The organism is Hoeflea sp. AS16 (genome assembly GCF_038900095.1).
Classification (GTDB): Bacteria; Pseudomonadota; Alphaproteobacteria; order Rhizobiales; family Rhizobiaceae; genus Hoeflea.
On record NZ_JBBMQQ010000002.1, the window covers coordinates 409,500 to 432,500 of the forward strand.

Here is a 23,001-nt window from a genome sequence, read left to right on the forward strand (position 1 = left end):
TGATCCTCCTGATCAGTAGACGGAGTGAGAGTTGTCGGAGACATCGGCCTCGGTGACCTTGCCCCACAGCACTTTGTAGACCCATGCCGTGTAGGCCAGGATCAGCGGCATGAAGATTGCAGTCGACACCAGCATGACGAACAGGGTCAGGTGGGACGATGAGCTGTTCCAGACCGTCAGCGACGAGCGCGGATCGGACGAGGACGGCATGATGAACGGGAACATGGTGAGCCCGACAGACGAGATCACGCCGAGGATTGCCATCTTGGAGAACAGCAGTGTCGAGACTTCACGTCCGGCTCGCAGACCGGCAAATGTCAGCAGGCCACCGACGATGCCCATAATCGGAGCAATGGCGATCCATGGACGATCCGCATAGGAGGTCAGCCAGCTCGCAGTCTTTTCAACCTCGAAATGCAGCGGATTGGACGGGCCACCCGTCACATAGTCACCAACAATGCGATAACCGTCGATGCCCACAGCCAGCCACACACCAGCCAGCACGTAAGCTGCAATGGCGACCAGGGCCGCGGTGGAACCAAAACGGCGGGCCCGGTCACGAACAGTGCCTTCGGCCTTCAGCGTCAGCCAGGCACCGCCATGCATGACCAGCATGGACAGCGATACCACGCCAGCCAGCAGGGAGAATGGATCCAGCAGGCCGATGAACTTTGTGTACCAAGCCCCCTCGTAGATGGTGTGCAAATCATCGGTGAAATGGAACGGCACGCCCTGGATCACGTTGCCGACGGCGACGCCGAACAGCAGGGCCGGGATCGCGCCACTGGCAAACAAGGCCCAGTCCCACGACGTCCGCCAGCGTACATCATCGCGCTTTGAGCGGTACTTGAAGGCCACGGGCCGCACGATGAACGCCGCCAGGATCACGAACATCGCCAGATAGAATCCGGAAAACGAGACCGCGTAAAGCGGTGGCCAGGCGGCGAAGATCGCACCACCGCCGAGAATGAACCAGACCTGGTTGCCTTCCCAGACCGGGCCCACGGTGTTGATCGCCACGCGGCGCTCGACATCGGTTTTGGCGACGAAGGGCAGCAACGCGCCGACGCCCATGTCGAAGCCGTCGGTCAGGGCGAAGCCGATCAGCAGCACGCCGAGCAGGCCCCACCAGATCACGCGCAAGATGTCATAGTCGATAAGAGTGTGCAGAATCATGGTTCTTACTCCGCTGGCATGGCGATGGCGTCGGCATTCTGCCGGCCGGCCAGCCGTTCATTGTGTCTGATCACCCAGGCGTCGGTTTCCTCGACATCCTGGTAGGGACCCTTGCGGATGTATTTCAGCATCAGTCCCATCTCGATGACGAAGAGCACGGTGTAGAAGATGACAAAGCCTGCAAGCGTCATCGCCACCTCGGTCATTGACAGCGCCGAGACCGACATGGCTGTCGGCAAGACGCCGTCCACCGTCCAGGGCTGCCGGCCATATTCGGCGACGAACCAGCCCAGTTCGGCGGCAATCCAGGGGGTCGGGATCATCCAGACGGCCAGATGCAGGGCCGGGCGTGGAAAGTTCATGCGCTTGAAAGAGGCGCGGTAGAAGAAATAGGCCATCGTTGCGATGAAACCGAAACCCAGAGCCACCATGATCCTGAATGCCCAGAACAGCGGCCAAACCCTGGGGATGGTGTCGTTGGCGGCCTGCACGATTTGTTCGGGCGTCGCCTGTCGCGGATCGTCGACATATTTGCGCAACAAGAATGCGAAGCCGAGATCTGCGGAATGCGCCTCGAACCTTGCCAGTTCAGCAGGATCGGCGTTGTCGCGCGTTTCACGGATATGCATCAGTGCGTCATAGGCGATGATGCCCGAGCGGATGCGGGTTTCGGCCTGAGTCTCGAGCTCCTCGATGCCGGGAATGGAGGTGGTCAGCGAGCGGGTGCCGATCAACCCCATCACATAGGGAATGTGGATGGCGTAATGGGTTTCGCGGGCTTCCTGATCGGGAAAGCCGAAGGCGGTAAATGCTGCCGGAGCCGGCTCGGTTTCCCACATGCCTTCGATGGCCGCGAGTTTCATCTTCTGGCTGTGCGTGGCGCTGTAGCCGGATTCATCACCCAGCAGCACGACCGAGAATGCGGAAGCCAGTCCGAAAGCCGCGGCGACCGTGATTGACCGCCGGGCCAGTTCAATATGGCGCCCGCGCAGCAGGTACCAGGCCGAGACGCCGAGCACGAAGACAGAGGCGGTCACGTAACCGGCCGACACGGTGTGCACGAATTTGGCCTGGGCCACTTCATTGAACAGCACCGCATAGAAATCGGTCATTTCCATGCGCATGGTCATCGGGTTGAACTCGGCGCCGACCGGATTCTGCATCCAGCCATTGGCGATCAGGATCCACAGGGCCGAAAAATTCGACCCAATCGCCACCAGCCAAGCCACGGCCAAATGCGCCACCTTGCTCAGCTTGTCCCAGCCAAAGAAGAACAGGCCGACAAAGGTCGCTTCGAGAAAGAACGCCATCAGGCCTTCCATCGCCAGCGGTGCGCCGAAAATGTCGCCGACATAATGGCTGTAGTAACTCCAGTTCATGCCGAACTGGAACTCCATGGTAATGCCCGTGGCCACACCCAGAGCGAAGTTGATGCCGAAAAGCATGCCCCAGAACTTCGTCATCTGCCGCCAGATCGGACGGTTGGTCATCACGTAGACCGTCTCCATGATGGCGACGACGACGGAGAGACCCAGCGTAAGCGGCACGAAGAGGAAGTGATACATAGCCGTCGCGGCAAACTGCAGCCGTGACAACTCGACGATCCCGAATTCCATTTGTTGTGCTCCTTGGAACAGGGGACGCGGAAAAGTCCCCAAATGTATATATGCGAGTTTAGATATACGTAGGCAAACAGGTCAACCTTGATGTGGATCAATTAACTTGCATTGGGGATGTGGCTTTGAGCCGCACACATTCGACTGGCGATATCATTGCGCCCCTCTGCCTGTCTGGTCCAGCCTGAGAACACGGTCAGCCCACCGGGTTTCGACCGTGCGGTGTGATGCGGTCAGGATGGCGGCTTCAGGCAGGTAGGCCCGGATTCCTTCAAGAACAGCCAGCGCCGTGGCCTCGTCCAGCCCTTCGGTCGGCTCATCGAGCAGCAGCAGTTTTGGCCGCCGCAGCAGGCTTCGGGCCAGCACGAGCCTTCGCGTCTCTCCACCCGACAGGCCGGCGCCCATTGGTCCTAACAGGAATTCGAGCCCGCCCCTGGTGCGGATGACGGTGGCCAGCGACACGGCTTCGAGAGCCTGCCAGAGTTCGGTGTCCGTTGCCTCCGGTGCACCAAGCTGCAATGCCTGCCTGATCGTTCCGGCCATCAGGGTGCTGCGTTGCGGCACCAGGGTGAGGACCGCGCGCAATCCGGTCTCGTCCCATTCGGCCAGCGGGACGGACCCAATGAGTATGCGTCCGCTACCGGCTGGCAGAAGCCGGGCGACGATCAGCAGCAAGGTGCTTTTTCCGGATCCGCTGGCGCCGGTGATGGCGAGGCTTTCGCCGGCTGCGAGGCTGATGGAGACATGATCGAGAACCTGCCGTGCTGCATCGGCGCGCCGGAACGAGAGGTCTTCGACCAACAGGTCGGCAGTCTCGCTGGAACGGTTGCCGTGGTGTTGGATTCCGGCCGAAGCGAGATTTTCATTCACCCTTTGCGCGGCAACAGCCATTCGGCCCAGCTCTGCCATCGCCCTGCGCAACGGGGCGATTGTTTCCATCAGCGCCAGCGAAGCGAAGAAGCCTATTGCCGCAAGCGCCGGCGTGATGGTGCCTGCCCGGGTCAGCACCATGCCCAGCGCTAGTGCGCCCGCTGCCACGATTGTTCCTGTCAGCGAGAGGGCAAATCCGGCGCGCCTTTCAACGCGGTCAAGCCTGTCCCTGTCGGTTTGCCGTTGGGCGTCGGTCGCCAGTACGGCCTCTCCGCGTTGTGCCAGCTGCCCATAGACGGCGAGATCGCTTCGTGCCCGGATCAGATCGATGAAACCTGACCGGAACGCCTGGGCTTTGGCTTCCTCGTTGCGAGACGCGTTGGAGGCAGCGCGGGCGGCGAGATACAGCGTGACAGTGGAGGCAGCAAGAAAACCTGCCGCGATCCAGAGCGCGACACGGATGTCCACCAGCCACCAAAGTGCCGCGAATGTCAGCATCTGGGCGGCGAGGCCGGCCGCGACCGGCAGGATCAGCCGTAGCGGCACGCCGTCGAGCGCATCGACATCGGCCATCAGCCGGTTCAGGGCCTGGGGGCCGCGCAACCGGACCAGAAGATCGTGCGGGGCGGAGATGGTGGTGGCCAGCAGCCGTACCCGGATCGATGTCAGCGCCCGGAGCGTTGCGTCGTGGGTCAGCAATCTCTCGCCATAGCGCGCGGCAGTTCGGCCAAGCGCGAGAAACCGCACCATGGCGGAGGGCCTGAATACGTCGAAAACCGCGCCCATGCCCGCCAGTCCTGCCGCCGCAGCGGCGGTGATGAACCATCCGGACAGTCCGAGAAGGGCGATGCCGGCGACCAGCACGGCAAAGCTCAATGCCGCGCCGCGCATCAGCGCGGTTTTCTGATCTGCAAGGATCACCCGGAATATGCGCCACAAGGAACTCATTCCGCGATCATGGTTGGTCCCGCTCATGCGCCCGCCCCGATGCAGATTATCCGGTCCATACGCGCAGCAAGCTCAGGATCATGGGTGGCGACGATCAGGCTGCACCCTTGTGCGGTGAGCGCGCTCAGCCCGGTCATCACCATGCTGGCGGTTTCAGCGTCGAGATCTGCGGTTGGCTCGTCGGCAAGCAGGATATCGGGCCGGGCGAAGACTGCCCGCGCCAGCGTCAACCGACGGGCTTCGCCGCCGGACAGTCCACCGCCGGTTTCCCCCAGCAGTGTCCGGGTTCCGTCAGGCAGCGCCGCGACTACTGGCTCGACTGCCGCGGCGCGCAGGGCTTCGCCGAGATTGCCGGGCTGTCCAAGGCTTATGTTGTCGGCCACGCTGGCGTTGAGGAAATGCGGGGCTTGCGGCATCCAGCCCAGTCGCGCGCGCCAGGCATCTGCGGTTTGGGTGTCAAGCTTCTCTCCGGCCACGGTGACAAGTCCTTCATCCGGCGCAGTCAGACCAGCGAGCAACCGCAGCAGCGTGGTCTTACCTGCGCCCGAGGCCCCCATCAGGGCAACGCTCTCGCCCGGCCGGATCGACATGTCCGGATAGCGGATCACCTTGTCGCCCAAATGCACGGCGACGCCCTGCAGGCTGATTTCGGCCGGTCCGGGGAGTTTCGCGGTTCTCGCGCCTTGGCCAAGCAATGCCGCGGGCGCGCGGTCCCGCCATGCGGCGAGTTCGCCGGCAACGGCCAGCGCCGCCGCCTTGTCATGCCAGGCGGCCGACAAATCCCGCAATGGCTGGTAGAAATCGGGCGCCAGAAGCAGGAGGAAAATTCCTGCAGCGGGGCTCAACGGAGCCGAGTAGCTGCCAAACCCGATGGAGCCGAGCAAGGCAAAGCCGACATAGACTGCCACCATCGCCACACCGATGGCTGAAAACAGTTCCAGCACTGTCGAGGACAGGAAGGCGATCCGCAGCACGTTCATGGTTTTGGCCCTGAGGCTTTCCGCGCCGCTGGCAAAACCGGAGACAACCGCGGGACCGGCATCCAGCAATCTAATGTCGACAAGAGCGGACAGCCGTTCGATCAGCAGGTCGTTGAGCGAGCCGATGTCGGCCATCTGCCGCTGGCTTGCCTCTTTGGCGGCCAGCCCGATCAGCGCCATGAACACCGGGATCAGGGGGCCGGTTACGACAAGCACCAATCCGACCGCCCATGAAAACCCGAAGCCCAGCGCGAGAATGATCAGCGGAACAATCATCACCCGTGCACGTGCCGGGGCATAGCGGGTGATGTAGGGCAGGAGGGTGTCGAGCTTTTCGGTGGCCAGCGCGGCAATGGATCCGGCGCCTCCGGTATCGATTGTCTGCATCTCGCGCCGGACGATTTCCTCTCGCGCCCCGGTCACCACTTTCGTGGCCGCGGTAAACAGCAGTCCCTCGGCGTAATTGGTCAGCAAAGCACGCGCGACACCGAGGCCGATAAAGGCGGCTGCGGAGGTGATCGGGCCGGGGCCGGGGTGCTGACCGAGCAGGCCCGAGATTGCCATTGCCACGATTGCCGCCTGCAGCGGCCAGATCAGCGAAGATGCCGCCGTAAGCATTGAAGCCATGCGAACCTGGCCGCCGGTAGTGCGTATCAATTGATCCAGCGTGCGTTCGTCTGCCTTGAGATCTGCTTCCGGCCGTGAGGACATGTCTGCCTGTAAAGTTGTTTTCAGAATGTGTGTTATCGGTTCTCACTGCGCGAAAGAGTGATCTGAATCAATCCGCGGCGGTTCGGCCTGGTCTATTTTGCGAGGTGATCGATGTCACCGGAACCGCGCCATGCGCCTGACCACCAGAACAAACCTTGCCACTCGTGTTTTGATGTATTGCGCTGTCAATGATGGACAGGTCGTCCGTTCATCCGACATCGCCAAGGCCTGCAATGCGTCGGGCAATCATCTCGGTCATGTCATTCATCAACTCCGGCAGCACGGTTTTGTCGAGACCCTGCGTGGACGCGCGGGCGGGCTGCAGCTTGGCCTCAGGCCGGGCGATATCAGCATCGGCAAAGTCTTCCGCATATTCGAATCCGGCGTTCCCTTCGCGGAGTGCTTTGCCCGTGACCAGAACACCTGTCCGCTGATTTCGGAATGCCGGTTGCGCGGCTTTATCATCCGGGCGGTCGAGGCGTTCTATCATGAACTGGACATGGTCACCCTGGATGATCTTGTGGCTGGCAATTGCGGTCTGGAAACCATTCTCAAGCTTGCACCCGAGAGGCCTGCTGCCTGTTCGGACAAGAACAGCGCCGCCGCCATAATCGCCTGAATTCCCAAGACCTGCTCCAGAGGACACGAAGGTTCTGAAATCGACGGGCCGTCTCTGCTGACGCCGTGGCGTTGGCGGCTTCCGGAAAAATCCTGGCCTGATCGTTTCCCGTGTCGAGTGGCAGCCCTCAATCGCCAAAGCCCCGCCTTGTCCGGTCCATCGGGGCTGTCAAAATCGGCTTTGTGCAAAATATATTTGACATAATGGCATATTGACATACCATTAGTTTCAACTGGCGTTGGAGCGGATATGAAAACGACAAAATCCGGAGATTCGGGCAAGGTTGACGCGGGCAATGAACGCATGTCCGTTCGGCTTGATCCCAATGCCCGCGTGCCGCTTTACCACCAGATCTTCCTGATTCTGCGCAACCGCATCTTCGGAGGCGAGGTTCGTCCGGGGGAACTTGTTCCTGGTGAGCAGGAACTGGCTGCAGAATTCAACGTCTCCCGCATCACCGCCAAGCGCGCGCTCAATGAGCTTGCCAGCGCCGGGCTTGTTGTTCGCGAACGTGGCCGCGGGACCCGCGTGACCCACCGGCCCAAGGCGCCGGCTGTGACCTCGTCCATCGAGGGCTGGCTTGAAAACATCTCGTTGATGGGCATCGCCACGGAAGCCCAGGTGCTTGATTTCGGTTATGTCGCGGCCAGCGAGGACATTGCCCACGCGCTTGAGCTCGACCCTGGCACGGACGTGCAGCATGCCGTGCGCGTGCGCAGTCTCGACGGCGAGCCGATGTCCTATCTGGTGACCTACGTGCCTGCCGATATCGGGCGTCAGTATGATCGCGACGATCTTGATACAAAGCCATTGCTGCTGCTGCTGGAGCTGGCCGGCGTCAAGGTGGCCTCGGCGCGCCAGACCATCTCGGCAACGCTCGCCGATTCAGAAGTTTCCAGTGCCCTGTCGGTTCATGCCGGCACTCCGCTGATCGAAGTCCGCCGCGTCGTTCGCGACAGTGCGGGTCGGCCGGTCGAGTACATCCGGGTGCTGTATCGACCCGACGTCTATCATTTCGAAATGTCCATGAATCGCGTTCGCGAGAGAGAAGGCATGAGATGGGCGACGCAGACCTCGTCACCGGTCCCGGCCGGCGGCGCTGAAACCAATCTAACCGGGGAACACTGATTCGACCCGAAGGTCGACCAAACAGGAGGTGAATGATGGCTGATACGAAGACAACGAAAACCAATTCCGCAGGGGTTCGCCGGCGCGAATTCCTCGCAACCGGTGCGGCAGCGCTTGGCGTTGGCATCACCGGGTTCCCGGCAGTGCTGCGCGCCCAGGCTGCGCCGGTCAAGATCGGCCTGATCCATCCGGTTTCAGGCTTCATCGCGTTCTCCGGCTCGCAGTGCCGCGCCGGTGCCGAGATGGCAATTGCCGACATCAATGCTGCGGGCGGCATCAAGTCGTTGGGCGGCGCCATGCTCGAAGCAATGCTGGCTGACAGCCAGGGCAAGCCGGATATCGGTGCAGCCGAAGTGACCAAGATGACCGAAGCCGGCGTGCACGGCATCGTTGCCGGTTATTCCTCGGCGATTTCGCTGGCGACCTCGCAGGAAGCCGCCAAGACCAACACGCCGCACGTGGTCGATGTCGGGGTGTCGGATTCGATCGTCACCCGTGGCCTCGCCAACACGTTCCGCTTCGGACCCGGCTACGGCAAGGTTGCGCAGATGGCTGTCGCCAACCTCGACACCATCAACAAGGCTGCCGGCTCACCGGCCAAGACCGCGATGATCGTTCACGAGGAATCGCTGTTCGGAACGGGTACCGCAGAGCTTCTGTCCAAGCAGCTTCCGGGCATCGGCATCGAAGTGGTTGATGTGATCAAGCACGCCAACCCGACGCGTGACTTCACCAACATCGCGCTGCAGATCAAGTCGAAGAAGCCTGACCTGATCATTCCTGCCAACTACTACAATGAGTATGTGCTTCTGGCCCGTACCCTGCGCCAGCAGAAGATCGAGGCCATGGGCATCTATTCGGTGCTTGGCGGAGCTGCTTCCAACCTTCAGTTCGTCAATGAATTCCCGGAAGCGGCCGAGCTGATCATGGATTGCAATCACTGGTACAATCCGAACTCGGATGTTGCGCTGGAACGCCGCAAGGCGGCCGAGGCCAAGGGGCTGGTCTACACTTACGAAGTGTTCCTGGCCTACAATGCCGTGGCCTTCCTTGCCGACGCCATCGAGCGTGCAGGGTCGACGGATCACGATGCTGTCAATGCAGCGCTGGCGTCCTCGACATGGGACAATCACGGCATGCCTTACGGTCCGACCAAGATGGTCAACGGCCAGAACGAGGGTGCCCAGCCCGTCAACACACAGGTTCAGAAGGGCGCCATCGAGGTGATCTATCCGGAAGAGTTCGCGTCTGCCGAAACCGTCTTCCCGATGAACATGTAGGCTTCTCGACCGACATCGACGGGCCGGGCGCACGCCGCCCGGCCTGCAATTTCCCTTCGTGATCGCAGGCCAGCATGCCAGACAGCGCAATCATCATTCCATCGGTTCTCAACGGGCTGACCACCGGCGGGCTCTATGCCCTGGTGGCACTCGGTCTGACACTGATCTACGGCGTTCTGCACATCATCAATTTCGCCCATGGGGCGCTGCTGATGCTCGGGCTGTATGCCGTGTATTTCCTCAATGCGCAGTTCGGGATTGATCCCTATGTGGCGTTGCTGATCGTGCCTCCGGCGATGTTTGTGCTGGGGTACGGATTGCAGCGCGGGATCATCGGCCGGGCCAGCCACGGCAGGGACGAAAACATACTTCTGGTGACGCTCGGACTTTCGATCATCGTTGAAAACCTGTCGCTGTTTTTCTTCCGGTCCGACACACGGACCGTGGACACACCCTATTCCTTCGACGTGGTCGAGATATTCGGGGCCTTCCTGCCCTATCCCAAAGTGGTGGCCTTCATCGGTGCGCTGGTGACGGCCGGGTTGCTCTGGCTGCTGATGAGCCGGACCGATCTCGGCCGTGCCATCCGTGCGCTGGCCAAGGAGCGCAAGGGCGCGCAACTGGTCGGTATCAACGCAGACCATGTGTTCGCCATGAGCTTCGGGCTCGGCGTTGCCTGTCTTGGCGTTGCGGCCTGCCTGTTGCTGCCGAGCTATTATGTCAATCCGCAGGTTGGTGGCGGCTTTGTCCTGATCGCCTTCACCATCGTCGTCCTTGGCGGCATGGGATCATTTGTCGGCGCACTGATCGGCGGGCTGATCGTCGGTGTGGTGGAAGCGCTGGGCGGATTGTTTCTGGGCGAAAGCCTCGGGCAGATCGGGATTTTCCTGATCTTTATCCTGGTGCTGATTTTCCGGCCGACCGGCCTGTTTGGAGCCAAGGCATGAAGACCGACACAAAATTGCTGATGCTGATCGTGGTCTTTGGCCTGATTGGCTTTGCGCCTTTGCTGATCACGCAGGAATCGCTGCTCAACATCGTCATCATGACACTCTACGCGGCCTTGCTGGGGCAGGCATGGAACATCCTGGGCGGCTACGGCGGACAGGTCTCGTTCGGCCATGCGGCCTATTTCGGTACAGGAGCCTATACGGTGGCGGTGCTGCAGGTGCAGTTCGGGATCAATCCATGGATCGGCCTGGCTGTTGGCGGTTTCGCCGCCGCCGCAGTCGGGGCCTTCATCGGATTCTGCACGTTCCGCTATGGAATGCGTGGATCGTATTTCGCGCTGGTGACGCTCGCCTTCGCCGAAGTGTTGCGGATCCTTTCAAACTCGGTCGATTTCACCGGCGCCGGGGTGGGACTGTTGATCCCGCTTGAGCGGAGTGCGGCCAATTTCCAGTTTCTGACCAAGGATGGTTTCTTCTGGGTGATCTGGGCAATGACATTCGCCGCATTCCTGACGGTGTGGAAGATCGGCAATTCGCGCTTCGGCGCGCAGCTGATGGCGGTGCGGGACAATGAAGATGCTGCGCGGGCGCTCGGCGTCGACGCCTTCCGGGTGAAGATGGGGGCGATCATGTTGTCAGGATTCTTTGCCGGTCTGGCCGGCGTTTTCTACGCCCAATATTTTCTCTATCTCGATCCGCACATTGCCTATGGCGCGGCGATTTCGGTGGAAAGCCTGCTGGTTCCGATCATCGGCGGCATGGGAACGTTGTTCGGCCCGTTGCTTGGGGCTGCCTTCCTGCACGGATTGTCTGAGCTTTCGCGGGCGGTGATCGGCGACGCGCCAGGGATCAGCCTCGTGCTGTATGGCGTGCTGCTGGTGATCATGGTGCTGTTCGTGCCGCGCGGGCTTGCCGGACTGATGTCGCATCTGCGCAGCGGAAAGCCGGGCCAATCCCGGACCGAGGGGAGCAAGGGCCATGCTTGAGATCAGCGGATTGTGCAAGAGCTTTGGCGGATTGCAGGCATCGCAATCGGTGACGCTGACCGTGCCGCAAGGCGGCATCACCTCGCTGATCGGCCCCAATGGTGCGGGCAAGACCACGCTGTTTGCGCTGATCACCGGCTTTCACACGCCGGATTCCGGATCGGTCCGGTTTCTCGGCGAAGACATCACGGGCTTGCCGCCCGAGGCGATCGCGAAGCGGGGCATGATCCGCACGTTCCAGACGGTGCAGCCGTTTGCCGGGCAGACGGTGCGGGAAAACATTGCCGTGGGCGCGCATCTGAAAATCCGGAACCGCGCCGATGCCCTGGCCAAGGCCGAGGCGGTGGCGCAGCAGGTCGGTCTCGATGACCGGCTCGACATGGATGCAGGCTCGCTGACCGTTGCCGGGCGCAAGCGCCTTGAAGTGGCGCGGGCGCTGGCGACCGATCCGAAGCTGATCCTGTTTGACGAGGTTCTGGCCGGGCTTAACCCGTCTGAAATCCGCGATGTGATCCCGGTCATCAACACCATCCGCGATGCCGGCGTGACCATCCTGCTGATCGAGCACGTGATGCAGGCGGTGATGAGTCTCTCGGATTACACCTGGGTGCTGAACCAGGGTGCAATTATCGCGGAGGGGCCGCCGCGGGAGGTTGTCTCCGATCCTCACGTCATCGAAGCCTATCTCGGCAAGGGAATGGCCGAACGTATCGCCAAGCGGGAGGCAGCCAATGCTTGAGGTCAGCAATCTGCGTGCCGGCTATGGTGCGGTCGAGGTGCTGCGCGGCATCGACCTTTCGATCAGCAAGGGCGAAATCGTTACGCTGCTTGGCTCCAACGGTGTCGGCAAGACCACGTTTTCTGCGGTTGTCTCCGGACTGATGCCGGCGTGGAGCGGCACAATCACTTTCGGAGGCAAGCCGATTGCAGGCCTGTCGCCTCAGGCAATTGTCGATGAAGGGCTGATCCAGGTTCCCGAAGGCAGGCACGTGTTTCCCAACCTGACAGTGCGGGAAAATCTCGAGCTCGGCAGTTACCGACGCGGCCGGGCCAACAGGTCGAAGAATATCGAGCATGTGGCGCATATCTTTCCGCGTCTGAAAGAACGGTTCTCACAGAATGCCGGCACCTTGTCGGGCGGCGAGCAGCAGATGCTGGCCATCGGCCGCGGCATGATGGCCGAACCTTTGCTGCTCATTCTCGACGAGCCCTCGATCGGGCTGTCGCCCTTGCTGGTCGAGGAGATGTTCTCGCTGATCAAGCAGCTCAACACCGATGGGCTGACGATCCTGCTGGTCGAGCAGAACGTGCTGCAATCCATGGAAATCGCCGACCGTGCCTTCGTGATGGAGAACGGCGAGATCAAGCTGTCGGGCGTTCCGGCCGACCTGATGGATGACCCGGAATTGCAGCGTTCCTACCTGGGGCTGGCATGATGGCATCGACGTTGGCTCAAAAGATCATTGCACGCGCCGCTGGGCTGGAAACGGTCCGCCTTGGCGAAGTGGTGACGGCCAAGGTCGATCTTGCCATGATCCACGATTCAGGTGGTCCGCGCCGGGTCGAGCCGATCCTGCAGGACCTCGGCGTCGGTTTGTTCGACGCCTCCAAAGTGGTGCTGATTTCCGATCATTTCGTGCCGGGTGACACGGATGAAGGCGCGCATATTCTCGAGCTGACCCGGCGTTGGGCCAAGCAGCGCAAGGTCACCTTCCATGATGGCGAAGGCATCTGCCATGTGGTGCTGCCGGAGCGCGGACATCTGAAGCCGGGGATGCTGGTTGTCGGCGGTGACAGCCATTCGCCGACGGGCGGTGCTTTCGGGGCCTATATGTTCGGCATCGGCGCCACCGAGATGGCGGGTGTTCTGGCCACCGGCGAGATCTGGCTCAAGGTTCCCGGCACCATCCTGATCGAATGGCAGGGGCGGCTGTCGCCGGGTGTGCTTGCCAAGGATATGATGCTGGCGCTGTGCGGACAGCTCGGCATGGATGGCGGGCAATACCAGGCGGTGGAATACACAGGCGAGGCGATTGCGGCGCTGTCGATGCAGGAGCGGATGACACTGTCCAACATGGCGGCCGAACTTGGCGGTCAGGTGGGGCTGATCGCGCCGGATGTGACCACCGAGGCCTATCTCGAAAGTGTCGGCGGCTCGGCCGGTGACTGGCGCGGGCTGGTGACCGATCCGGGCGCGGAGCTCGCCGCCCATCATGTCTTTGATGCAACGGCACTGGAGCCGCAGGTTGCCGCTCCGCATTCGCCGGCCAATGCGATGCCGGTGACTGACGCACCCGACACAGGTTTTGACGTCGCCTATATCGGGGCCTGCACAGGGGCCAAGTATGAAGATCTCAAGGGCGCCGCCGCGATCCTGCGTGGCCGCAAGCTGGCTCCGGGCATTGTGCTCAAGGTCGCGCCGGCATCTATGCGGGATCAGCAGCGCGCCGCAGACGAGGGCATCATGGCGGTCTTCGAGGATGCCGGTGCGCAGATCCTTCCCAATGCCTGCGGGATTTGTGCCGGCTATGGCACCGACCGGCTGGGCGAGAATGTGACCTGCATTTCGTCAACCGCGCGCAATTTCCAGGGCCGAATGGGCGCGGCATCTTCGAAGGTCTGGCTGGCATCGCCGCTGACCGTTGCCGCGTCGGCGATCACGGGGCGCATTGCCGACCCAAGAGAATTTCTTGATGGCGGGGAGGGTGCGGCATGAGCGGGCGAATTTTCCTTCTCGGCGACGATATCGACACCGACCAGCTGGCACCGGGCAAATACATGAAGGGCGGTCTCGACATGCTCGCCGCCCATTGCCTGGAATCGGCGCGGCCTGATTTTGCCGGGGCCGTAAAACCCGGTGACGTGATCGTGGCCGGCAAGAATTTCGGCATGGGCTCGTCACGTGAACAGGCGGCGGAAGCCCTGGAGCATCTGGGCCTTGCCGGTGTCGTGGCCAAATCCTTTGCCGGGATTTTCTATCGCAATGCGCTCAATCTCGGCCTGCCGGTGCTGGTGGCGGGTGATCTGGCCGGAGTTGCCGATGGTGACCGGGCTGTCCTTGACGCAGTGGCGGGCGAACTTCGACTGACAAACAAAAACCAGACTGTCCGGCTCGAGCCGTTGCCGGACAATCTCAAACCGATGCTCGCAGATGGCGGGCTGGTGCCGCACTTGAAAAAGCGTTTCGCGGCGGAACGCGCAAAGGAGGCAGGCGCATGAGCCTGAAACAACGGCTGGGCCAGGCAGAAATCCTGCTTGCACCCGGTGTCTACGACGCCCTGACCGGACTGATCGCCGAACAATCGGGTGCGGAGGCGGTGTATCTGTCGGGCGCATCGATCGCTTACACACGTTTCGGACGGCCCGATATCGGGCTGGTCTCGATGAGCGAAGTCGCCGACACCATCGCGGCGTTGCGCGACCGGATCTCGCTGCCGATCATCGTTGATGCCGACAATGGTTTTGGCAACGCGCTCAACGTGCAGCGCACGGTGCGGGTGTTCGAACGCATGGGTGCCAATGCGCTGCAGCTTGAAGACCAGACCATGCCCAAGCGCTGTGGCCATCTCGATGGCAAGTCGCTGATCTCAAAGGGCGAGATGGCCGGCAAGATCCGGGCTGCCTGCGATGCCCGGCAGTCGGACGAAACGCTGGTGATCGGCCGCACCGATGCCATCGCAGTCGAAGGCTTTGATGCGGCGATGGACCGGGCGGAGTCCTATGTCGAGGCCGGTGCGGACATGTTGTTCATCGAGGCACCGCAATCGATGGAAGAGATCCATCAGATTGTGAAACGCTTCGGCGGGCGGGTGCCGTTGATGGCCAACATGGTCGAGGGCGGCAAGACGCCGATCATCAATGCGTCCGGCTTGCAGGAACTCGGTTTCAGCTTCGTCATATTCCCGGGCGGAATCGTGCGCGCCATCGCGGCCACCGCGCGGGACTATTACGCCAATCTCGCTGCGTCGGGTTCCAATGAAGCTTTCCGCAACCGCATGTTCGATTTCGCAGGGCTCAATGGCGTTATCGGCACCGATGATCTGCTTGCGAGCGGCAAGCGCTACGATGGAGACACCGAATAATGACGATTGATCCGGTCACGCTGGCCATCCTGAAGGGCCGCCTGGAACAGATCGCCGACGAAATGGACGCGACGCTGTTCCGTTCCGCGTTCAACCCGATCATTGCCGAGGCGCATGACGCTTCGCACGGTATCTATGATGCGAAGACCGGCGACACGCTGGTGCAGGGGAAATCCGGTCTGCCGATTTTCGTCGGCGTGATGGCGTTTGCGGTGAAGGCGGTGATCGACAAGGCGGCGAAACAGGGTGGCGTGCACGAGGGAGACGTCTGGATCTTCAACGATCCCTATGATGGCGGCACGCATCTGTCGGACTTCCGGCTGGTCAAACCGGTGTTCCGCGATGGCGAAGTGTTCTGCTACCTGGCGTCGGTCGGGCATTGGCACGATGTTGGCGGCAATGTGCCGGGCAACTACAATCCTGCCGCCACCGAGTGTTTCCAGGAAGGCATGCTGATCCCGCCGGTCAAGCTCTATGATCGCGGCGAGTTCCGGCAGGACATTGTCGATATCCTGTCGTCCAATTCGAGACTGCCGCTCTCGCTCTACGGCGATCTCAATGGTCAGATCAATGCGCTGCAACTTGGTGAAAAGCGCATGAATGCCCTGCTCGACGAGTATGGCGACGCCAAGGTGGCCGTCTGCATGGACGAGCTGACGGCGCGTGCGGCGCAGATGATGCGGGCGCAGATTTCCAATCTTCCCTCGGGCACGGTCTCGGCGGAGGATTTTCTCGACAATGACGGTATCAATGACGAGCCGCTGAAGATCGCGCTCGACCTGATCATCGACGGCGACAAGATGGTGATGGATTTTTCGCGTTCGTCGCCAGCCTGCGCCGGTCCGGTCAACATCTCGCGGGCGACGACGATTGCCGCCTGTTATGTGGCGTTGAAGCACATCTTTGGTGACGTGCCGGCCAATGCCGGGGTGCTCGAACCGGTCGAATTCCGCATTGATGAGGATTCGCTGCTGTCTGTTCGCGCGCCCAAACCTGTCGGCGGTTATACCGAGACGATCCTGCGATTGATCGACGTGGTGTTTCAGGCAGTGGCGCAGATCGCGCCGGAACCGGCGATGGCCTGCGCCTACGGCACCATCAATGCGCTGTCGCTGGCCGGGCACCGCGGCAATGGCCAGCGCTGGGTGATGTTCTCGTTCTTCGGCGGCGGCCACGGTGCGCATGGGGCCGGCGATGGTCTCAACCACGGCAATGCACCGATTTCCACCGCGACGATCCCGCCGCTGGAAATTCTCGAGGCGGCCTATCCGGTGCGGTTTACACAGTGGGCGCTTCGACCCGATTCAGGTGGCGCGGGTGAATTCCGCGGCGGGCTTGGCGCTGTTTATGAAATCGAGCTGCTGGAGAAACAGGCCGATGTCTTCCTGTTTGGCGAGCGAGGCAGGTTTCCACCACCCGGTGTGGTTGGCGGCGGGGCAGGTGCCTTGAATACATTCCATTACCAGCAAGCGGATGGCGACCATGAGCCACCGATGGCCTCGAAAATTGTCGGTGTCCACATCGACCGTGGCCAGAAGCTGCGGCTGGAGACACCGGGCGGTGGCGGTTATGGCCGAGCCTTTGACCGGAACCCTGAAAGCGTCGCGCGCGATCTGCGGCTGGGCTACATCACGGCTGAGCACACCGAGGCCGATTATGGCGTCGTTATCGGACCTGATGGGTCCGTCGATGAAGCTGCCACACGAGATCTGCGCGCCCGGGAGACAGCCCAATGACACGACCAGCCTATGTAATCGGCGTCGACGTCGGCGGCACCTTCACCGATGTCTTCATTCTGGACGAAAGCAACGGCCAGGTGTTCACCGCCAAGGTGCCGTCCACCCGCGGCGACCAGTCGAAAGGTTTCGTCGAAGGCATTGCCAGCAAGGTGGAAGATTTCGCCGACATTTCCACCGTCGTGCACGGCACGACGGTCGGCACCAACGCGCTGCTGGAACGCAAGGGTGCGCGCACCGGCATCATCACCACCGAAGGCTTTCGCGATGTGCTGGAGATGCGCCGCCGCGACCGGCCGACGACCTGGGGCCTGAAAGGATCCTTCACCCCAGTGGTGGAGCGGCCCGACCGGGTCGAGGTCAGCGAGCGGGTGCTGTCTGACGGTACCGTACTTGAGGGCGTGGACGAGGTGCAGGTCAAGGCTCGCGCAAAAGAGCTGGCCGATGCCGGCTGCGAGGCGGTCTGTGTGTTCTTCATCAATGGCTATGCCAACAATGACAATGAAAAGCGGGCGGTCGAAGCCGTGCGCTCGGTCTGGCCCAATGCCTATGTCACGGCGGCAACGGAAATCCTGCCCGAGATCCGCGAATTCGAACGGCTATCGACAGCGACGCTGAACGCCTATCTTCAGCCGGTTGTTTCCTCCTATCTCGACAAGCTGGAAAAGGGGCTTGAGGCCAAGGGCTTTGGCGGCGACATCCTGATCGTGCAGTCGAACGGGGGCGTGATGTCGATCGACATGGCCAAGCGTTATCCGGTGAAGACCGCGCTCTCGGGCCCGGCGGCCGGTGTCATCGCTGCCACCGCGATTGCCAAAGCCGCAGGTTTTGACAACATCATCACCTGTGACATGGGCGGCACCTCGTTCGATGTGTCTTTGGTCGCCAACAATGAAGCAGCGCTCGCGGCCCAGACGGCGATCGATTTCGGCATGGTGGTGCGCACGCCGATGATCGAGATCACCACGATCGGCGCCGGTGGCGGATCGATTGCCTCGCTCGACAAGGGCGGGCTGTTGCAGGTCGGTCCGGAATCGGCTGGCTCGGATCCGGGCCCTGTCTGCTACGGGCTCGGCAATGACCGGCCAACGGTTACCGACGCCAATGTCGTGCTCGGCCGTATCAACCCCGACCGACCGATTGGCGGCAAGCTCAACCGGCTTGACGTCGAAGCAGCGCGGCAGGCGATCGATACGCATCTGGCCACACCACTCGGGCTTTCCATCGAGCAGGCGGCGGAAGCAATCCTGCAGCTTGCCAATGCCAAGATGGCCGGTGCGATCCGCCTGGTCTCGATCGAGAAAGGCCACGATCCGGCGAAGTTCTCGGCGATGCCGTTTGGCGGCGGCGGAGCGCTGCACACCGGCGCCTTGATCAAGGAAGTCGGTCTTGCCTCGGCGCTGGTTCCACGGTTTCCGGGCGTCACCTCGGCACTCGGCTGCGTCGTGGCCGACATGCGGCACGACCGGGTACAGACGGTCAACCGGCTGCTCGACCAGATTGATGCCACAGAGCTTGGTGCCGAGATGATCCGCGTTGGTGACGAAACCGAAGCGTTGCTTGAAGGCGCCGGTGTTGCGTTTGCCCGCATCGACCGGGTGGTCGAACTCGACATGCTATATCTCGGCCAAACCCACACGGTGAATGTTGCGATAGATATCCCTGAAACCGGATTGACGGCGCAAGGTATCCGCGAAGCCTTTGAAACCGCCTATCGCGAAGCCTATGGCCGGCTTCTCGACGGTATTCCGATGCGGGTGATGAATTACCGGATAGCAGTGATCGGCCGTCGGCCGAAGCTGGACATGGCGGTGTTTGCTCCGGTCGACGGCAAATCTGCCGATGCCTGCCGGATCGGAACACGCCGGGTGTTTGCCGATGGCACATGGCACGAGGCGGGCGTCTATGAGCGCCTGCAGCTGGCTGTCGGCGCGACCATTGCCGGGCCGGCGTTGCTGGAGCAGGCCGATACCACCATCTTTGTCGATCCGGGTCTCGATGCCGTGGTCGATGCATTCGGCAATCTTGTGATCACCCCGGGAGTCTAGATCATGGCAACTCATCCTCTCGATCCGGCGCGTACCGGCCTGTTGATCGTTGATCTTCAGAACGACTTTCTGCATCCCGACGGGGCTTACGCGCGCGGCGGGCAGAAGAGTGCCGATATTGCTGCACTGCCTGAACGGGTGTTGCCGGTTGCCAACGCGCTTCGGCAAAAAGGCGGATGGATTGTCTCGACGCAATTCACGCTGGTGCCGGGGAAGGGTGGGGAGCCATTCATCTCGCCGCACCTCAAGCAGATCCGCCCGTTTCTGACCAAAGGTGATTTCGCGCCGGGAAGCTGGGGGCATTCGCTGGTGGACGAATTGCAGCCGGCTGATCTGTCGGTGGAGAAAGTCGCCTATTCGGCGTTTTACATGACGCGGCTTGAATGGGTGTTGCGCAAGGCCGGAATCGACACGCTGATGGTCTGCGGCATTGTTACCAATGGCGGCGTTGCCTCGACCGTGCGCGACGCGCATGTGCGGGATTTTTCGACTTTCGTGCTCAGCGATGGCTGCGCGGCGTTCTCGGCCGAAACGCATGAACGCGCCATCGGTGACCTGTCGACTGTGGCAAAGACCATGACCTGCAGCGAAGCAGCAGAGCTGATTGCGGGTGCCTGAGATGAACGGCGGCCGGATATCGCGGGAGATCCCCGAAAGCATTGATGCCGCAATCGATGTCGTCGTCATCGGCGCGGGGGCCTGTGGTCTGGTTGCAGCCTTGCGGGCCCGGGCTGCGGGCAGCGAGGTCATCGTGCTTGAACGTGATGCCTCACCCTCCGGGTCCACGTCGATGTCATCGGGTTTCGTGCCCGCGCCAGGCACCCGGTTCCAGAAGGAAATCGGCGTTACAGATGACACGCCGGAGCGTTTTGCGGCCGACATTCTTGCCAAATCCAAAGGCAAGTCGGATGCCGCTCTCGCGCGGCTTGCCAGTGTCAGCATCGGCCCGGCGCTCGAATGGCTGGCTGATGCGCACGGACTGGAATGGATCGTGCTGGATGATTTCCTCTATCCCGGCCATTCGCGGCACCGGATGCATGCGGTGCCGGAAAAGACCGGCGTGGCGCTGGAGGCCCGGCTGCTCAGTGCGGTCGAGGCGGCGGAGATCCCGGTTGTCACCGAAGCGCATGTCACCCGGCTTTATGCAGACGGACATGACCGGATTTCAGCAGTCGAGATCACCCGTCCTGATGGCGCAACGGAGGTTCTGGGCTGCAAGGTACTGGTGCTGGCCTGCAACGGTTTTGGCGGCAACCGCGCGCTGGTGAGGCAGCATATTCCTGAAATTGCTGACGGTCTCTATTACGGTCACGAAGGCAATACCGGGGATGCGCTGACCTGGGGCGAAGCTCTGGGCGCACGGATAAGGCACCTGTCCGGCTATCAGGGCCACGGCTCGCTGGCGCATCCGCATGGCATCCTGATTTCCTGGGCGCTGATGATGGAAGGCGGTATCCAGGTCAACAGCGAGGGCCTGCGCTTTTCCAACGAGCACGGCGGCTATTCGGAACAGGCGGTCAACGTGCTGGCGCAACCGGGTGGTATCGCCTGGAACATCTATGATGCGCGGCTGCATGATTTCGCCCAGAACTTCCCGGACTATCGGGAGGCAATGACAGTGGGCGCAATCCGCGAGGCTGCCGATGTGAGCGCGCTTGCCCGTGTGACCGGATTGCCAGGGGCCGCATTGGCGCGGACGCTTTCCGAAGCGGCGCTCTATCAATCCGGCCAGGCCACCGATCCGTTTGGCCGCGATTTCACCGGCAAGCCGGCTTTGGCCGCGCCGTATTACGCCGTGAAGGTGACGGGGGCGCTGTTTCACACCCAGGGTGGCTTGATGATTGATGATCAGGCACGTGTGCTGCGTGAAAATGGCAGCCCGTTTGCCAATCTGTTCGCAGGCGGCGGCGCAGCCTGCGGAGTGTCCGGCCCGGATGTTTCCGGCTATCTCTCCGGAAACGGGCTGCTGACGGCCATTGGCTTCGGCTCCGTCGCCGGCGCTTCTGCGGGGAGTTTGGCAAGGTTAGCCCCGCCGCGTTGATGTCGCTGCATCCAAGGACTCCAATGCCCCGTAAGGTCCAGCGAAGAATCAGCCATCCGGTTTCAGGTTTCACTTGCTCACCATAGGGCTCTCGACTAGAAAGTGCCCATGCCAGTTCCCGCCTCTACCGCTCCTGATTTTTTCGCAGCATCGCGCGGGCATGTTCTGGACCCAGCCGATATTCATGCTTTCCTGTCTCATTTTGTAAACCCTGAGCAAATCCGGGGGAAATCAGTGCTGGACGTTGGCTGCCGGCTCGGCGAATTTGTTGTCGGGCTGTCTGAAATGGGCGCAACAGCATTCGGCATCGACATCAGTGCCCAATGCATAGACGAAGCGAAAGTCCTGCATCCAGAGATGGCTGACCGATTTGGCGTCGCTGACGTCAAGGACCTCTCCCACCTTGATGCGGGCTCATTTGACTTCATTATTTGCTCCGGTGTGCTTTGCTATCTAAAGCCCGATGAGTGGGGTGAGGCTCTCAAGCAGATGGGACGGCTGCTCAGCGAGAATGGCCGACTTCTTGTTCTTTTTCAAAAGCCCCGGCCAGCCGCAGTGCGCGCTGTGGTAGCCGTCGCAAACATTATCCCGGCCTGGCTCTATATCAATGTGGTGGCGCCTGTGGCCGCGGCGGTTTTCGCACCCTCTGCCCGGTGGTTGCTCGGCTCGGATCTAACCGCTGAAGCGTTCCGATATCGCGTCCTGCTCTCGCTCAGGGGGCTTCAGTTCGGCTATCCTGACGTGATTGCGGACCAAAGTGTCCCCGTACCGACAAGCCGATATGCTTCTGCAGAAACCTCTGTCGCATTCCTGCTCAATCGCAATGCGATAACGAGCGCTTTCGGGGATCTTCCAGCATGACACCCATTCGCAGGGTGCTGGCGGTCGCGCACGATAATTCGGGGTCAAGGTTGCTTTTCGAGAATGTCTCGAAGGCTTTCCCGGAGATAGAGTTTGGCCTGGCCATCACCGAAGGTCTCTATTACCGCAAGACGGCCCTTCAATCTGTGATGAAGTTGGTCCGCGAAAGCAGTATAATTTTCTGTGCCGTGCGAGCCTTTGACCTGTTTCTGTACAAGATGGGCAGAGACACGCTGGCGAACAAGGTAAAGCGCGATGGCCTTTTTTCATTTCGCACCAGAGATATCAACGACGTCCAATCTGTCGCCTCCGCCAGGGAGTTCGCGCCAGATCTGATCCTTTCCCTCTACACCATGCACATTTACCGGGCCGAGTTTATTGCGATCGCCCCGCTTGGTGGCATCGGCACCCATCCGTCGATCTTCCCTGACTACCGCGGTCTTGAGGTCTTCTTCTGGGCAATGGTGAACAACGAACCGACCATCGGCGTCAGTGTGTTTAAGACCGAGGTCAAAGTGGACAGCGGTAAAGTGCTGAACGAAGCGGTTCTTCCTCTTGACCCGAAACAGCCGATGAACTCGGTCTACCGGATGATTACCGAGAAAGCTGCCGACCTACTGATAAAGTCGATCAGGGAAATCGGAAGCGATAGTGTCACGTATCGCATCCCGGAAGGCGAAGGCCGCTATTTTCCCATGCCGACCAGAGAGGCCGTTTGGAAGTTCATCCGCTTGGGCAAGCGGTTCTTCTAAACCCGAGTATTGCTCTGTGGCGACTAGCTGAACTCAAAACATGACATTTTTGGAAGACCTCCAAGAGCCGGTGTGGTTTGTGTTGGAAACTCGATCTGACCTGAATTCGATAACATCGAAGGGAATTGCCATGGCCCGGAAATATGAATCCTGGCGGCATAGGGCACCGGCAATCCGCGACGGGGCGACGCGACGCGAAACTCTTGATCCCCCAGAC

At 61.2% G+C, this 23,001-nt stretch carries 20 protein-coding genes; 16 read left to right on the forward strand and 4 right to left on the reverse strand.

What is annotated here, in order from left to right; genetic code table 11:
- Positions 1-12 precede the first annotated feature (12 nt).
- From cydB to cydD, 4 genes are all read right to left on the reverse strand, one after another.
- Complete coding sequence (gene cydB, locus WNY80_RS07320; RefSeq protein WP_342886693.1) at positions 13-1,176, reverse strand: cytochrome d ubiquinol oxidase subunit II; 1,164 nt, start codon at positions 1,174-1,176, stop codon at positions 13-15.
- 5 nt (positions 1,177-1,181) lie between these two features.
- Positions 1,182-2,792 carry a cytochrome ubiquinol oxidase subunit I gene (locus WNY80_RS07325; RefSeq protein ID WP_342886694.1) on the reverse strand — a complete coding sequence of 537 codons (1,611 nt, stop codon included), beginning with the start codon at positions 2,790-2,792 and terminating at the stop codon, positions 1,182-1,184.
- Positions 2,793-2,945: 153 nt separating this feature from the next.
- Entirely contained in the window at positions 2,946-4,637 is a 1,692-nt protein-coding gene (gene cydC / locus WNY80_RS07330) for a thiol reductant ABC exporter subunit CydC (RefSeq protein WP_342886695.1), read from the reverse strand.
- On the reverse strand, positions 4,634-6,217 hold the full coding sequence (gene cydD / locus WNY80_RS07335; RefSeq protein WP_342886696.1) for a thiol reductant ABC exporter subunit CydD: 1,584 nt from the start codon (positions 6,215-6,217) through the stop codon (positions 4,634-4,636). Before cydD ends, cydC begins: the two co-directional genes overlap by 4 nt.
- 214 nt (positions 6,218-6,431) lie before the next feature.
- Here cydD and WNY80_RS07340 point away from each other — a divergent pair, with 214 nt between their 5' ends.
- From WNY80_RS07340 to WNY80_RS07415, 16 genes are all read left to right on the forward strand, one after another.
- The gene (locus tag WNY80_RS07340) at positions 6,432-6,920 is read left to right on the forward strand and encodes an Rrf2 family transcriptional regulator (RefSeq protein WP_342886697.1); all 489 of its coding nucleotides are present in this window, start codon (positions 6,432-6,434) and stop codon (positions 6,918-6,920) included.
- 249 nt (positions 6,921-7,169) lie between these two features.
- Entirely contained in the window at positions 7,170-8,048 is an 879-nt protein-coding gene (locus WNY80_RS07345; RefSeq protein ID WP_342886698.1) for a GntR family transcriptional regulator, read from the forward strand.
- Positions 8,049-8,083: 35 nt separating this feature from the next.
- Positions 8,084-9,328, forward strand: coding sequence for an ABC transporter substrate-binding protein (locus tag WNY80_RS07350; RefSeq protein WP_342886699.1), 1,245 nt, complete (start codon positions 8,084-8,086; stop codon positions 9,326-9,328).
- Positions 9,329-9,402: 74 nt separating this feature from the next.
- Entirely contained in the window at positions 9,403-10,275 is an 873-nt protein-coding gene (locus WNY80_RS07355) for a branched-chain amino acid ABC transporter permease (protein WP_342886700.1), read from the forward strand.
- Positions 10,272-11,264: a branched-chain amino acid ABC transporter permease gene (locus WNY80_RS07360; RefSeq protein ID WP_342886701.1), complete on the forward strand. Its 993-nt coding sequence runs from the start codon at positions 10,272-10,274 to the stop codon at positions 11,262-11,264. Before WNY80_RS07355 ends, WNY80_RS07360 begins: the two co-directional genes overlap by 4 nt.
- Positions 11,257-12,003, forward strand: coding sequence for an ABC transporter ATP-binding protein (locus WNY80_RS07365; RefSeq protein WP_342886702.1), 747 nt, complete (start codon positions 11,257-11,259; stop codon positions 12,001-12,003). The genes WNY80_RS07360 and WNY80_RS07365 overlap by 8 nt, the downstream gene beginning before the upstream one ends.
- On the forward strand, positions 11,996-12,700 hold the full coding sequence (locus WNY80_RS07370; protein WP_342886703.1) for an ABC transporter ATP-binding protein: 705 nt from the start codon (positions 11,996-11,998) through the stop codon (positions 12,698-12,700). The genes WNY80_RS07365 and WNY80_RS07370 overlap by 8 nt, the downstream gene beginning before the upstream one ends.
- The gene (locus tag WNY80_RS07375) at positions 12,697-13,980 is read left to right on the forward strand and encodes a 3-isopropylmalate dehydratase large subunit (RefSeq protein ID WP_342886704.1); all 1,284 of its coding nucleotides are present in this window, start codon (positions 12,697-12,699) and stop codon (positions 13,978-13,980) included. Before WNY80_RS07370 ends, WNY80_RS07375 begins: the two co-directional genes overlap by 4 nt.
- The gene (locus tag WNY80_RS07380; RefSeq protein ID WP_342886705.1) at positions 13,977-14,483 is read left to right on the forward strand and encodes a 3-isopropylmalate dehydratase; all 507 of its coding nucleotides are present in this window, start codon (positions 13,977-13,979) and stop codon (positions 14,481-14,483) included. Before WNY80_RS07375 ends, WNY80_RS07380 begins: the two co-directional genes overlap by 4 nt.
- Positions 14,480-15,346, forward strand: a complete 867-nt coding sequence (locus WNY80_RS07385) for an isocitrate lyase/phosphoenolpyruvate mutase family protein (RefSeq protein ID WP_342886706.1) — start codon at positions 14,480-14,482, stop codon at positions 15,344-15,346. Before WNY80_RS07380 ends, WNY80_RS07385 begins: the two co-directional genes overlap by 4 nt.
- Positions 15,343-17,082, forward strand: coding sequence for a hydantoinase B/oxoprolinase family protein (locus WNY80_RS07390; protein ID WP_342886940.1), 1,740 nt, complete (start codon positions 15,343-15,345; stop codon positions 17,080-17,082). Before WNY80_RS07385 ends, WNY80_RS07390 begins: the two co-directional genes overlap by 4 nt.
- Positions 17,079-19,130, forward strand: a complete 2,052-nt coding sequence (locus WNY80_RS07395) for a hydantoinase/oxoprolinase family protein (RefSeq protein ID WP_342886707.1) — start codon at positions 17,079-17,081, stop codon at positions 19,128-19,130. The genes WNY80_RS07390 and WNY80_RS07395 overlap by 4 nt, the downstream gene beginning before the upstream one ends.
- A 3-nt stretch (positions 19,131-19,133) precedes the next feature.
- Entirely contained in the window at positions 19,134-19,748 is a 615-nt protein-coding gene (locus WNY80_RS07400; RefSeq protein ID WP_342886708.1) for a cysteine hydrolase, read from the forward strand.
- A 1-nt stretch (position 19,749) separates the two neighbouring features.
- Positions 19,750-21,171 (forward strand): FAD-dependent oxidoreductase, encoded by a 1,422-nt coding sequence (locus WNY80_RS07405; RefSeq protein WP_342886709.1) that lies wholly within the window; start codon positions 19,750-19,752, stop codon positions 21,169-21,171.
- A gap of 108 nt (positions 21,172-21,279) precedes the next feature.
- Entirely contained in the window at positions 21,280-22,032 is a 753-nt protein-coding gene (locus tag WNY80_RS07410; protein WP_342886710.1) for a class I SAM-dependent methyltransferase, read from the forward strand.
- Positions 22,029-22,784 carry a formyltransferase family protein gene (locus WNY80_RS07415; RefSeq protein ID WP_342886711.1) on the forward strand — a complete coding sequence of 252 codons (756 nt, stop codon included), beginning with the start codon at positions 22,029-22,031 and terminating at the stop codon, positions 22,782-22,784. Before WNY80_RS07410 ends, WNY80_RS07415 begins: the two co-directional genes overlap by 4 nt.
- Positions 22,785-23,001 lie beyond the last annotated feature (217 nt).